The following is a 13,168-nucleotide window of genomic DNA, read 5'->3' as shown; positions in this document are numbered from 1 at the left end:
ACAGGGAAATAATTTACGCCCAAATCCTTAATAAACTCATCAAGACACTATCGTGAATAATCAGGAACAGATCAACCGATTGAAATCCCTGGTCCAGACGCTGCTGGACGAGGCAAGGCAACAGGGCGCCACCGCCGCGGAAGCCGGCTTGTCCCAGGAAAGCGGCCTGTCGGTGACGGCCAGGCTGGGCGAGGTCGAAACCATCGAGCATCACTGCGATCAGGGCCTGGGAATCACCGTTTATTTCGGCCAGCGGAAAGGCTCCGCCAACACCACCGATTTGTCGCCGGCATCGGTCCGGGAGACCGTGGCTGCGGCGTGCAGCATCGCGCGCTATACCAACATCGACGAATACGCCGGTTTGCCCGACCCTGAGACGCTCGCCACCGAGTTTCCCGATCTGGATCTGAACCATCCCTGGCCCATCGGCGCGGAGGAAGCCATTCATCTGGCGATCGAATGCGAAGACGCGGCGCGCAAGATTCATTCCGACATCAGCAATTCCGAAGGAGCCACCGTGAATACGCATCAGGGTATCCGCGTGCTTGGCAATACCCACGGTTTTCTGCAGGGCGTGATGCTGAGCCGGCATTCCTTGAGCTGCTCGGTGCTGGCTGAGCGCCACGGTTCCATGCAGCGCGATTACTGGTACAGCGTTGCCCGGAATCCGAACGATCTCGAACCGGCCGCCGAGGTGGGAAAAAAAGCCGGCGAGCGTACCGTGCGGCGGCTGGAAGCCCGCAGTTTGAGCACGCGGCATTGCCCGGTGATGTACTCGGCGGAAATCGCCGGCAGTCTTCTGGGGGCATTCGTGGGCGCCGTCAGCGGCGGCGCGCTGTACCGGAAATCCACGTTTTTGCTGGACGCGCTCGATCAACAGTTGTTCCCGGAATTCGTCCGTATTCACGAGCAGCCTTTTTTAAAAGGCGCGCTGGGCAGCTCCGCCTATGACGGTGAAGGCGTCGCCACCAGAGCCCGTGACATCGTCAGCCGGGGGGTGCTTCGCGGCTACGTCCTGAACACCTATTCGGCCCGCAAACTGGGGATGGTCAGCACCGGCAACGCCGGCGGGGTCCATAATCTGACCATCGATCCCGGCGCGCTCGATTTTCAGGGCATGCTCGAGACCATGGGCACAGGCCTCTTGGTGACCGAGCTGATGGGGCAGGGCGTCAATATGGTCAACGGCGATTATTCGCGCGGGGCCGCCGGCTTCTGGGTGGAAAACGGCCGGATACAGTATCCGGTCGAAGAAATCACCATCGCGGGCAATCTCAAAGACATGTTCAGAAACATCGTCGCCGTCGGCAGCGACGTCGATTATCGCGGCAACATCCGGACCGGATCGATTCTGGTGGAAAGCCTGGCCGTGGCCGGACAGTAATTCCGAATTCATAACCCTGTTCTGAAGGTAGGACTAGGGGGATTATTTGGACAGAAACTTACGGTTATTAACGGGAAACTAATAGCGAAACCGTAAGTTTCGGTCCAAACTTCCAATCAAAATAGGAACTAAATACGGCCTTCTTCAATGGCTTTATAATTAAGTGCACCTATCAATGCCTACCTCGGATACCGCTTTGCTGTTACTCTTGCTGCTCTCGATGAGAAGTATCTTCAATTGGTTGACGGCCATTGTATTTGCCTTCCACTTTTGCGATATCGATGCCTTCCCGTTGACGTTCCAACATAATACCCATTTCAAATTCAGCAATAGCGGCCAGTATGGTCGGCATCAATTGCTCGGTTGAGGATTTAATATCCAAATTGATATTAAGGGCTTCAAAGTTAGCGCCTTTCTTTTATCTCTTCGGCAATACCCAACAAATCCTTGGTTGAGCGTGCTAACCGGTCCAGTTTTGTCACGGTGACGGTATCGCCTGTACGGATGCAAGCCAACAATTTTTTTAACTCGGGTCGATCAATCTGACTTCCCGACAGGTTTTCCTTGAATATCTCATCGCAGCCGGCTTTGTGGAGCCATTCCAACTGGGTGGCCATATTTTGATCGGAATACGCACAAAAAAATTTGGCTTGTTTCAACTCAAATGCCTAATTAACATGTTTTTTGACTGTGCAGATAGAGCAATTCAAATGACCAATTTATGGAAAGATTAGATCACTTAAGGTAACAGCGAATTGAGAAAAATTTGACAAAAAATAATACGTGTATATACTCCTATTTAAAATCACTTCGAAATTAAATATGTCCGATGTAAATGAATCATCAAAAATGCCGGATTATCTCTGTTGTCTGAATTGCACGGGTTTCAATCTCCGTAAGGCAAACCGTGCGGTAAGTCAACTGTACGATGAAATGCTTCGTCCGGCTGGCATCCGTGGAACTCAGTATTCGCTACTTGTGGCTTTAAAGATCAGTGGTTCGGTGTTGGTTACTCAACTTGCTGAACATGCCGTAATGGATAGAACAACCTTAACCCGTAATCTGGAGGTTATGGAAAAGCAGGGGCTTGTTAATGTTACCCCAGGTGAAGATCGCCGTACCCGGATGGTGACGATTACCGAGGCAGGTTCCGCCGTCCTGTTAGAAGCCTACCCGCTATGGCAGCAAGCACAATCCAAGATTCGAGAAACTATGAGCCAGGAACGCTTACAGACTTTAATGACAGATTTATCTGCGTTAATTGAGGCAGCCAAAGCGGAATAATTTTTTGGTATTTAGGTGTATATACATTTACTGGGAAAGGATTATGAGCAAGATAATGAAATTCGATAACAAAGTCGTAATTGTTACCGGCGTATCGTCAGGCATCGGGCGTATAGCTGCGGAAAAGTTTACCTTAAGACAGGCTATTTTTTGCAAAAAACGTGTATATACATTTATATGGGTGATTTATGGCTAAGCGCAATAAATTTTGTTTGTTCAAATTATTGGCCTCTCTGTTCTTGTTTATCTCTTTGTTGGCGGGGTGTTCTCGACAAGATCAGAAAGTTAAATTGACTCCCCGTCCGGTAAAAGTATTTCGGGTTGGCAATACCAGAGCAGAGTCTGTTACGCCGTATGCCGGAGAAGTTCGGGCACGTTTTGAAACAACTTTATCCTTTCGGGTGACGGGCAAGATTCTAGCAAGACCTGTCGAAGTCGGGGATCGTGTCCTTAAGGGGCAGCTACTGGCAAGCCTCGATAACAGCGATTTTCAGCTTGCCGTGCAAACCCTGAAAGCCCAACTCAAGTCAGCGGTCGCAGATCGGGATTTTACCAAGGATGATTTGACACGTTATCGGGAACTGTTAGATCAAAAGGTTATCAGCCACCCCGACTTTGATCGTCACCAAACCGCCTACACCAACGCACAGGAACGGGTTGCCGCACTCGAAGCCCAGTTGAAACAAACGACAAACCAACTCCATTACACGGAATTATCAGCCGATCGCGAGGGTGTTATCACCGCTTTGGAAGTTGAAAAAGGACAGGTCGTCGCCGCCGGTCAGCCGGTAGTCAAACTGGCGCAACTTGACGAAAAAGAAATTCACTTCGACATACCTGAGCAGCGCATCACTGCAGTCAAAAACCACCAGATAGCGGCTATCAGCTTATGGTCAGATGATGAGCATAGGTTCAAGGCGGAAATTCGCGAAATAGGCGCTTCTGCCGATCCGGCTAGCCGTACTTATCGGGTCAAGGCGAAGCTGTTAGAAGGGCAAGAGGATGCGCATCTGGGCATGACCGCAACCGTGTGGATTGCATCGGATAAAACCGAATTGATTGCCGTACCGCTTGCAGCCGTGTTCACTTCCCAGGCTCAGCTTAAACAGCAGCAAGTATGGTTAATCGATGAAGCCGCTGGCACAGTCAAAGCCGTACCGGTTCAATTGGGAACTGCATTGCCCGGCGAATTGGTTTCAATTGAAGGTCTTCAGACCGGACAATTGATAGTCAGCGCAGGGGGGCAGCGTTTAAAGGAAGGTCAGACCGTACGCTTACCAGAGCCGCTTCCGCGTATATCGAAAAATCAGGACGTTGCCAACCTGGATAAACCATCATGAAGCACTTCAATTTGAACGAATGGGCGCTGAAACATCGCGCTTTTACGGGGTTTGTCATGGTGTTGCTGCTGCTAGGAGGGATATTTGCCTATTTCACGCTGGAACAGCGGGAAGACCCGAAATTTACCTTCCGGTTAATGGTCGTTAAAACCCTGTATCCGGGCGCAACCGCACTTGAAGTCGAGAACCAGGTGACCGACAGGCTGGAAAAAAAGCTACAGGAACTGCCAAATCTGGACTATGTCCGCAGTTATTCGAAGCCTGGCGAATCCGTCATTTTCGTTACGCCACGGGAAGACATTCCCGCTACCGAAATTGCTTATCTTTGGTATCAAGTCCGCAAAAAGATTGCCGACATAAAATTATCCCTGCCGCCCGATGTGATCGGCCCTTTTTTCAACGACGAGTTCGGCGATACCTACAGTTTACTGTATGCCTTCTCCGGTGAAGGTTTTAGCTATGCTGAACTCAAAGAGGTGGTCGATTCGGCACGGCAACAAATCCTGCGGGTAAAAGATGTTGAAAAAGCCGATCTCATCGGTGTGCAGGATGAAAAGATTTATGTTGAGTTTTCCGATAAGAAGCTGGCTGAACTGGGGTTGGATGTGGCATCGGTTGCCCAGGTTCTGCAAACGCAAAACGGCATGGTGCCGGCAGGAACGGTCATCACTCCCCATCAGAATATACCTATTCGGCTGACCGGTTCATTTGATTCGGTGGATGCTATTGCGAACCTTCCGGTCCGTCTCGAAGGGCGAACCTTCAGGGTCAGTGATTTTGCCAAGGTTAGCCGAGGCTACGTTGATCCTGCCGAATTCAAAATGCGGTTCAACGGCAAGGACGTCATCGGCTTGGGCGTCACCATGAATAAAAAAGGTGACGTTTTGGCCTTGGGTAAATTACTGGAAAACACCATGGCTTCTATCGAAGGAAACCTACCCATTGGCGTTGATGTTGAGAAAGTAGCCGACCAATCCAGGGTGGTTCATACCGCTATCGGCGAATTTTTGCGTACTTTCTGGGAAGCGCTGGCGGCGGTGCTGTTGGTGAGCTTTTTGAGCCTTGGCATGCGTGCAGGTTCGGTCGTCGCCCTGACCGTACCGATTGTGTTGGCCGCAACATTGCTCTGTATGTTGCTGTTCGGTCTGGAAATTCATCGTATCTCTTTGGGTGCGCTCATTCTCGCCTTGGGGTTGCTGGTGGACGATGCCATGATTGCCATTGAGATGATGGCACGAAAACTCGAAGACGGCTGGGATCGAATGCGTGCTGCAACCTACGCTTACCGGGTTACCGCATTTCCCATGCTGACCGGAACATTGATTACGGTCGCAGGTTTTTTGCCGGTGGGCTTGGCGAAATCGTCGGCAGGCGAATATACCGTTGCCATCTTTCAGGTGGTCGGTATTTCGCTGATCCTTTCCTGGCTGGGCGCCGTGGTATTTACGCCCTTCTTAGGTTATCTCATCCTCAAGGTTAAAGTGAGCCCTGAGCAAGCCAAGCACGATCACTTCGTTACCCCTTTCTACCAGCATTTACGGCACTGGGTTGACTACTGTCTGGAACACCGTAAAAAAATCATCGTTGCCACCATCGCGCTATTTGGCGTGGGTGCGGCGACCTTGGCCAAAGTCCCACAACAATTCTTTCCGCTATCAAATCGGCCGGAGCTGATCGTCGATCTATGGCTACCGGAAGGCAGCGCCTTCGCGCAAACTGAAACCGTTGCCAAACGCATGGAAACCATTTTCGCTAAAGATGAAGAAATAACGAGTTATGCGAGCTATATCGGCGGCGGCACGCCCCGGTTTTTCTTGCTCATTGTGCAACAACTGACCAGTACCAACCTGGCTGAATTCGTGTTGGTGACCAAGGACAATAGCGCCCGTGAACGGGTCATGCAACGGATCAGACAGACCTTGGCCACCGATTTTCCGGAAGTGCGCGGGCGGGTGATGCGCCTCAACGTCGGGCCGCCGATGGATTATCCCGTCGTATTCCGGGTTCTGGGCGAAGATGCCGGCAGGGTCAGGACGATCGCCGATCAGGTGGCGGAAATTGTCCGGGCTAACGCCAATACGGTCGATGTGAATGACGACTGGCATGAACGCATACCCTCGGTCCGCCTGGTTTTAGACCAGGATAAGGCGCGTGCGCTCGGGGTTTCGACCGCCAGCCTTTCGCAAGTATTACAGGCGCATTACACCGGTATTCCGGTTGGCCAGTTTCGTGAGGAAGATAAATTAATTGATATCGTCTGGCGGGCGGAGCATCCGTTACGCATAGGTATAGATGAGTTGCCCAATGTCAATGTACCGACTAGCCAAGGCAAATCGGTTTCCTTGTCGCAATTGGTCGCCACCGAAACGGTCTTTGAAGACGGCGTACGTTGGCGAAGAAACCGATTTCCCTCAATATCCATACGTGCCGATGTCGTAGAGGGGATGTTGGCCCCGGATGTCGCAGCGCAGATTGTTCCCAAACTGGAAGATATTCAAAAACAATTGCCAGCCGGCTATTTCATCGAGACCGGCGCGGCAAAAGAAGATGCCTGGACGGCCCAAAAATCGATTCTGATCTGGATTCCCTTGGTAGTCATTGCCACGCTTATCTTATTAATGATGCAGTTGCAGAATTTGTCACGAACCTTTCTGGTGTTTATGACTGCGCCGCTGGGCGTGATTGGTGCGGCGTTTGCCCTCATGCTCTTCGGCGCACCTTTCGGCTTTGTTGCCTTATTGGGGATTATTGCCCTCGCCGGGATGATTATGCGTAATGCCGTGATTCTGGTGGACCAGATCGAGCAGGACGAAAAAGCCGGCATGGATACCTGGACGGCTGTCGTCGAATCGACGGTTCGGCGTTTCCGCCCTATTTTGTTGACTGCCGCCGCCGCCATTTTAGCCATGATTCCATTATCCCGTAACGACTTCTTCGGGCCGCAAGCCATCGCCATCATGGGCGGCTTGACGGTCGCTACGGTGCTGACCGTGTTTTTTCTGCCGGCACTGTATGCGGCCTGGTTCAGGGTGCGGCGGGCTCAGCCTGATATTGGCACAAGACTAAACAGCGAAAATCCTGAACCGGGAGATTCTCATGAATAAGTTCATTCCAATAGTATTTGCACTGTTGACGATCAGTGTCTTGAACGCCTGCACGCCAACGCGCGTGAGCGATCAGGTAAAACTGGCTGACATGAATAATTGGCATCATGCCCCCGTTGATCCCATCAACCTAATGCTCGCAGATATAAAGTCATGGTGGAAAGGATTCCAGGATCCCCTGCTCGATGAATTGATCGCTAAAGCGGTGAACGCCAACCACGACCTTAGGATCGCTAAAGCGCGGGTTCGGGAAGCCGCCACCTTAGTGACCATCGCCGAGTCGGCGCTCTATCCCAGCATCGACCTGTTCTCATCGGGCGGCCGGGAAAAAAAGATCGACCGGATAATCGGCGTGCCCGGCAAGCAAGGCATTGAGCTGATAACGCCAACTGCCGACGCCATCAGCGGCGGACTGGCTGCGCGCTGGGAAATCGATTTGTTCGGCGGCAGGCACCTCGAAGCGGAGGCCGCTATCGCCCAATCGGCAGGAACCGAAGAAGCTTTACATGCCGTCCAGGTCGGATTACTGGCGCAAGTCGCCACGAATTATCTGGAGCTGCGAGGTTTACAGAAGCGGATTAACCTTCAGCAAGAACAGATAGAAGTCCAAAAGGAAAAGCTAAGGGCGTTACAGCTTTTTGCAAAAAACGGTCTAGCTACTGAAGCCGATGTTGCCAATCAGGATGCTTTGCTTAAAAGTACCGAATCTGCTCTGCCGGTTCTAACAAGCTCAGCTCTTACATTAACGCATCGGCTTGGGGTGTTATTGGGTGAACCTCCCGAAAACCTTGAAACCCGCTTATCCCAAGCCATGCCGCTACTCGTTGCTTTACCGGGCATTCCCGAGCTTCTTCCTGCCGACTTGCTATCACAGCGCCCCGACCTGCGTCTCGCCAAAACCGAGGTCACCGCCGCCGCTGCCAATCTGGGTGCTGCCCGAGCCGACTTGTACCCTAAATTGGTATTATCGGCAAGCGGCGGTTTCGGCGCACTGGCCGTTGGCGGGTTTTCCAGCCTTGCGGAAAGCGTTTACACGCTGGGTTCGGGTCTGACCATGCCGCTGTTTAATGCCGGGCGTATTCGGGCGCATATTGCAGCAGTGGATGCAAGGCTTGATCAAGCGGCATTGAATTACGAAAAAACCTTTTTGCTGGCGCTTGAAGATGTTGAAAATGCCTTTGTAACACATACCACGTCCAAGGAACGAAAAAAGCAGCTTTCGGAAGCCGAAAGATCCGCTCAAAAAGCCTACCAGTCTACTGATGCCCTATACCAACGGGGGGTGAAAGATTACTTATCCCTGCTTGATGCCCGGCGTAATACATTGACTGTCGGCGACGAGCGAGCCAAGGCCCAAACCGCAATGTGTGTCTCAATGGTGTCGCTTTACCGAGCCTTCGGCGGTGGGTGGGACGACGGCTCGGTTAGCCGAACCGAAAATGAGGGGATAGCGAGAAAAATTTCACCCTCATCGGCTAAAACTCAACAGTAATATCTGAATTAACATTCATACCCGTTCAGCGGAAAACAGTCTTTATGCACGCATCTAATCACTTGACCTTTTATTTCAGTTTTCGCAGTCCTTATGCCTGGCTGGCTTTTTACAGGCTTAGCAAGATAGCCTCAAATTTACCGATGGCTATCGAATACGTTCCACTATTTCCACCAAAGTCAGTTACTGGCGATCCAATGGGGAATCCCAACAAATCTGCTTATGTAACAGAAGATATTAATCGATTCGCGAATGCCTACGGACTTGATCTGCAATGGCCAAAACCCTTCGATACCGACTGGATACGCCCTCACTCAAGCATTTTATACGCCCTCGATCAAGGATGTGTTGTCGAATTTGGCCTGGCTGCATTTATGGCACGGTTTTCGGAGGGTAAGGATATCGGTGAGGATGATACTCTCGCCGGAGTTGCCGAACAATGCGGGCTGCAACCGGATTCCATCATTCGAAGTGCCGATGATAGCTTCTTTCAACGCCGGGTAATGAAGGGGGCCATTCGTGGTCAGCGAGAGGGCATCTTCGGCGTACCGTTCTTTATATATCGGGGATCCCGTTATTGGGGAAATGATCGACTTGAATGGTTATTGCGAGATATTTTTACTCAGTCCGGGATTGATGTGCCTAATCTGATTGACGATGCCTTTGCTCATCCATTGAAAACAAGATAAAACTTTAATTACCGATAAGCCCCTGCGCCGGACTGTTCCAGGATCTCGGCGATCAGCGCCGGTCCCCGGTAAATCAGGCCGGTGTAGACCTGGATCAGGCTGGCGCCCGCCGCCAGTTTTTCCTGGGCGTCCTCGGCCGACAGAATGCCGCCTGCGGCAATGATCGGGCAGCGGCCTTGCAATTCGTCCGCCAGCATTTTTACGACGGCGGTCGACTTTTCTTTTACCGGCGCGCCGCTCAGTCCGCCGGATTCCTCGGCCAGAGGATGGCCCGCCACGGCGTCGCGGTCTATCGTGGTGTTGGTTGCGATGACGCCGTCGACGGCAAATTCCAGCAACAGCCGGGCGATATGGCGGACTTCCTCGGGGCTCAGATCGGGCGCGATTTTCAACACCAGCGGCACGTATTTTCCGTGTTCCTGGTGCAATTCAAGCTGTGCTACCTTCAATGCCGAAATCAGCGTTTTAATTTCGTCGCCTTGTTGCAACTGCCGCAAATTTTTCGTGTTCGGCGAGGAAATGTTGATCGTAATATAGCCGGCGGCCGGATAGGCTTTCCGTAAACCGACGAGATAATCGTTGACGGCGTTTTCGATCGGCGTATCGAAATTCTTGCCGATGTTGATGCCGAGAACTCCGGAATAAGCGCTCCGGGCGACTTGCGCCAATAAATGGTCGATGCCGAGATTGTTAAAACCCATCCGGTTGATGATGGCCTGGTGTTCGGGCAACCGGAACAGGCGCGGTTTCGGGTTGCCGGGCTGCGGTCTGGGCGTTACCGTGCCGATTTCAATGAAACCGAAACCCAGGCCGGCGAGAGCGTCGATATAATTTCCGTTCTTGTCGAGTCCGGCCGCCAGGCCGACCGGATTTTTAAATTCCAGGCCCATGACCCGTACCGGTTTGTCTTGGATGGCCGGATGGGTCAGCCGGGACAAACCGGCGCGATGAGCCGCCTTCAGCAGATTGAGTGTGATCTCGTGCGCAGTTTCGGGATCGAGAGAGAATAACAGAGGGCGTAACAGAGGATATGGATTCATGAATTCGGCATTAAGGGGATAATCGTTTAGAAGAACATCAAGTTCGAGCGAAGCAGGACGGCCGGGGCCCGATCCTGCTAATGCGGGCTGCTCAGCCGGTAAGGTTCCGGGTCGACTTTGGGCGGACGGTTCAAAATCAAATCGGCCATCAACTGGGCCGAAGCCGGGCCCATCGCCAGGCCATTACGGAAATGTCCGGCATTGATGCTCAAATTGACGATGTCGGGATGCCGGTCGATGTAAGGAATGCCGTGTTCGGTGCCGGGCCTGACGCCTGCCCAGTGGTGGATCAGAGGAAATGGCTTGAGCGACGGCATCAGGCGGAAGGCGAATTCAAGCAGCCGCTCCCGGGCTTCCGGCGAAGGGTTTTTGTCGAAGTCCGCCCGCTCCACCGTGCTGCCCGCCAGAATCCGGCCGTCGCGCCGCGGAATCAGATATTGATCGCCGTCCAGAACCATGTAAGGCAGCGTGTCGGGCCGGGCTTCGAACAGCAGCATCTGTCCTTTGACCGGCGCGATCGACGGGGCCGCAGCGCTCAATTCGGGAATAAGCTGCCGGAAAAGCCGCCCTGTCCAGGCGCCTGCCGTGAGGACAAGCTGACGGACCGGCAAGTGGCCGGAAGCGGTTTTTATCGCCGTGATCCGGTTGCCGACAAGGACGAGGCCGGTGATTTCGCAATGTTCCCGAATATCGGCTCCTTGGTTAAGAAGATCCTGTTTCAACGACTTCACCAGTCTGGGATTGCGCACCTGGGCAATATCCGGCAACCAGAGCGGATGGTCCGGTTCGGTGTCAAAGCGGTCGAAAAATTGCGGGCCGGCCGGTTCGTGGCGGATGTTGTTGGTTCTGCACCAGTTTACGGCCGCGGTGACATCGGGATTTTTCGTGATCAGCAGGCCGCAGGGAGTCCACTCCGGATCCAGGCCGGAGCCGGCTTTGAGCCGGGAAGCCAGGGCCGGATAAAGTTGCAGGCTCTGGACGACCAGGCGCGTGATCGCATCGCTTTGCCGCCAGGGATAAAGCGGCAGCAGGATGCCTCCGCCCGCCCAGGACGACTCCTGCCCGATCAGGCCTCTTTCCAGAATTGTGACGGAGGCTCCGGCCGCCAATAGTTCTCGTGCGGTCATCAGGCCGATAATGCCGCCGCCGATAAGAGTGATATCCGAAGTTGAAGTCATGAAGGTCTATCGCGTTAGGGGATATAGACAAATTAGCAATGGTTCCGGCTGGACCCATTGCGCCATAATTTACCATGACTGCTCCAAATTTTCTGTCCGTTGTGCTTTTTTCCTGCGCTGCCGTGCCGGAGGCCTTGCGGATGATCGGCCGGTTTCATTCTCTTTTTCTTGCGGATCATCAGTTTATTTATTAGAGTAAGGCGCATTTCTGGCCTGAAACCGTTCCAAACCGAAGCTTTAAATTGAAAATGCAAGAGGGATAACTGCGGCCAAAGCTTTCCGACAGTCTGGGCGATTTATCATTTTTTGGCGAAAGGCTTCGATTGAACGGAGAAGGACGAACGAAGGTCGAATCAGATAAAAAACGGACTCGATAAAATCGGTTGAACCCTGTAGGAAACACGCAATAATTTGTTGTAAGTTTTACACAAGGAAATAATTGAAGTGAATGAAGTTGTGTAAGCAATTGATATTTTAGTAAATTCTTATTTGGGAAAAATGGAATAAAAACTTGAACTCATCCAGCTTTACTGCTACTATTAGTTCCGTGAAATAGGCTTTGTTGTTAAAAAGCTAAATTTTGTAAAATAACAACCTCATGAGGGGGGATCAATGACATTTAAAAAAACTCAAACGGGCTGTGCTATTGCCGCAGCAACACTCACAATGGCAGGCGCTTTGGTTTCTCCGCAAGCTTTAGCACATTCGAAAGCCGAGCGTATTGCCGAAGCGACGAGCAGCAAAGTCGATGCCCTGGAAGCTCAATTGCAGGCCATGCAGGCTGAGTTGAACAGCCTGAGAGCGGCTCAAGGCGCGCCCAGTGCCGATGCTCAAAAAGTCCAGGAACTGGACGAATGGATGCAGCAGGTCAAATCCGCTCCTGTCAAAGCACAGGACCATCATGATAATACCATTTTCTTCCGCGGCGGTTTTGCTCACTCTGATCAGGCCAGAAACGGCGTCTCCATTCAAAGCGATGTTGTTCCGGTGGGCGCTCAGGACCAGTCGGATACCGACGCATGGTATATCGGCGCAGGGTTTGATTTCGGCTTGACTGACGACGTCTGGGGCATGATGGACAATACTCAAGTGCTCGCTGAGTTGATGTTTGAATACAAGGAATTCGGCGGTCATGTTCAAGGGAACGCGATCGCTCAGGACCCGACCGGATTGGTTGCTGCCGGTACGCCTCGGAGTGTTACCGTCAACCAGTTGACCATAACGGCTGCCCCCAAAATCAAATTCATGAAAGACAGCCCACTGAGACCGTGGATCATACCTATCGGTTTGGGTTTGCATGTCATCAGCCCACCGTCCGAATCCATTACCGTGTTGAATCCAGGCCTGATGTTCGGCGGCGGTGCTGACTACAGATTGTGGAAAGACATCTTCATCGGTGTCGATGCTCGTTATCACTTGACCGGCGGTGCTTCCGACGGTGTTAACACCGATGGCTATACTGCCGGCGGATACATCGGCATAGGCTTCTAAGCGTAACGCTTCGTTTCCTGTCCAACAAAAGGAGGGCTTCGGTCCTCCTTTTTTTATGCCTTTAAGAAACTGTCGGAAGTTTTTCGGCAGTTCTTGTCAGCCAAGAAATTCATCCCGAACGATCAGAAGGGCGGTGTCGTTCGGCTCTGGCGTGGTCAATCAATGC

9 protein-coding genes and 1 pseudogene are annotated in these 13,168 nt (G+C 52.3%); 7 read left to right on the top strand and 3 right to left on the bottom strand.

The genetic code is table 11. The features are described from left to right. Positions 1–52: 52 nt before the first annotated feature. Positions 53–1,384, top strand: a complete 1,332-nt coding sequence (gene pmbA / locus A3OW_RS0111970) for a metalloprotease PmbA (RefSeq protein WP_020563678.1) — start codon at positions 53–55, stop codon at positions 1,382–1,384. A gap of 202 nt (positions 1,385–1,586) precedes the next feature. On the opposite strand, the pseudogene A3OW_RS28615 reads toward pmbA, so the two are convergent. Beyond that, a pseudogene (locus tag A3OW_RS28615) lies at positions 1,587–2,001 on the bottom strand (recombinase family protein). Positions 2,002–2,206: 205 nt separating this feature from the next. On the opposite strand from A3OW_RS28615, the gene A3OW_RS0111960 reads away from it, so the two are divergent. From A3OW_RS0111960 to A3OW_RS0111935, 5 genes are all read left to right on the top strand, one after another. After that, complete coding sequence (locus A3OW_RS0111960) at positions 2,207–2,668, top strand: MarR family winged helix-turn-helix transcriptional regulator (protein WP_020563677.1); 462 nt, start codon at positions 2,207–2,209, stop codon at positions 2,666–2,668. Between the two features lie 188 nt (positions 2,669–2,856). After that, a complete protein-coding gene (locus A3OW_RS0111950; RefSeq protein ID WP_020563675.1) occupies positions 2,857–4,008 on the top strand; it encodes an efflux RND transporter periplasmic adaptor subunit in 1,152 nt (383 codons plus the stop codon). Next, entirely contained in the window at positions 4,005–7,112 is a 3,108-nt protein-coding gene (locus A3OW_RS0111945) for an efflux RND transporter permease subunit (protein ID WP_020563674.1), read from the top strand. The genes A3OW_RS0111950 and A3OW_RS0111945 overlap by 4 nt, the downstream gene beginning before the upstream one ends. Further along, positions 7,105–8,604 carry a TolC family protein gene (locus A3OW_RS0111940; RefSeq protein WP_020563673.1) on the top strand — a complete coding sequence of 500 codons (1,500 nt, stop codon included), beginning with the start codon at positions 7,105–7,107 and terminating at the stop codon, positions 8,602–8,604. The genes A3OW_RS0111945 and A3OW_RS0111940 overlap by 8 nt, the downstream gene beginning before the upstream one ends. 44 nt (positions 8,605–8,648) lie before the next feature. After that, complete coding sequence (locus tag A3OW_RS0111935; protein WP_020563672.1) at positions 8,649–9,293, top strand: 2-hydroxychromene-2-carboxylate isomerase; 645 nt, start codon at positions 8,649–8,651, stop codon at positions 9,291–9,293. 8 nt (positions 9,294–9,301) lie between these two features. Here the strand turns inward: A3OW_RS0111935 and A3OW_RS0111930 are convergent, their stop codons facing one another. Together A3OW_RS0111930 and thiO are read right to left on the bottom strand one after the other, a co-directional pair. Further along, the gene (locus tag A3OW_RS0111930) at positions 9,302–10,333 is read right to left on the bottom strand and encodes a quinone-dependent dihydroorotate dehydrogenase (protein WP_020563671.1); all 1,032 of its coding nucleotides are present in this window, start codon (positions 10,331–10,333) and stop codon (positions 9,302–9,304) included. Positions 10,334–10,410: 77 nt separating this feature from the next. Beyond that, entirely contained in the window at positions 10,411–11,511 is a 1,101-nt protein-coding gene (gene thiO, locus A3OW_RS0111925; protein WP_020563670.1) for a glycine oxidase ThiO, read from the bottom strand. Positions 11,512–12,123: 612 nt separating this feature from the next. Between thiO and A3OW_RS0111915 the strand changes: the two genes are divergently transcribed. After that, a complete protein-coding gene (locus A3OW_RS0111915) occupies positions 12,124–13,002 on the top strand; it encodes a hypothetical protein (protein WP_026223532.1) in 879 nt (292 codons plus the stop codon). Positions 13,003–13,168: the final 166 nt, after the last annotated feature.

Source organism: Methylosarcina fibrata AML-C10, from assembly GCF_000372865.1.
Classification (GTDB): Bacteria; Pseudomonadota; Gammaproteobacteria; order Methylococcales; family Methylomonadaceae; genus Methylosarcina; species Methylosarcina fibrata.
This window is presented reverse-complemented; position numbering and strand designations above follow the sequence as displayed.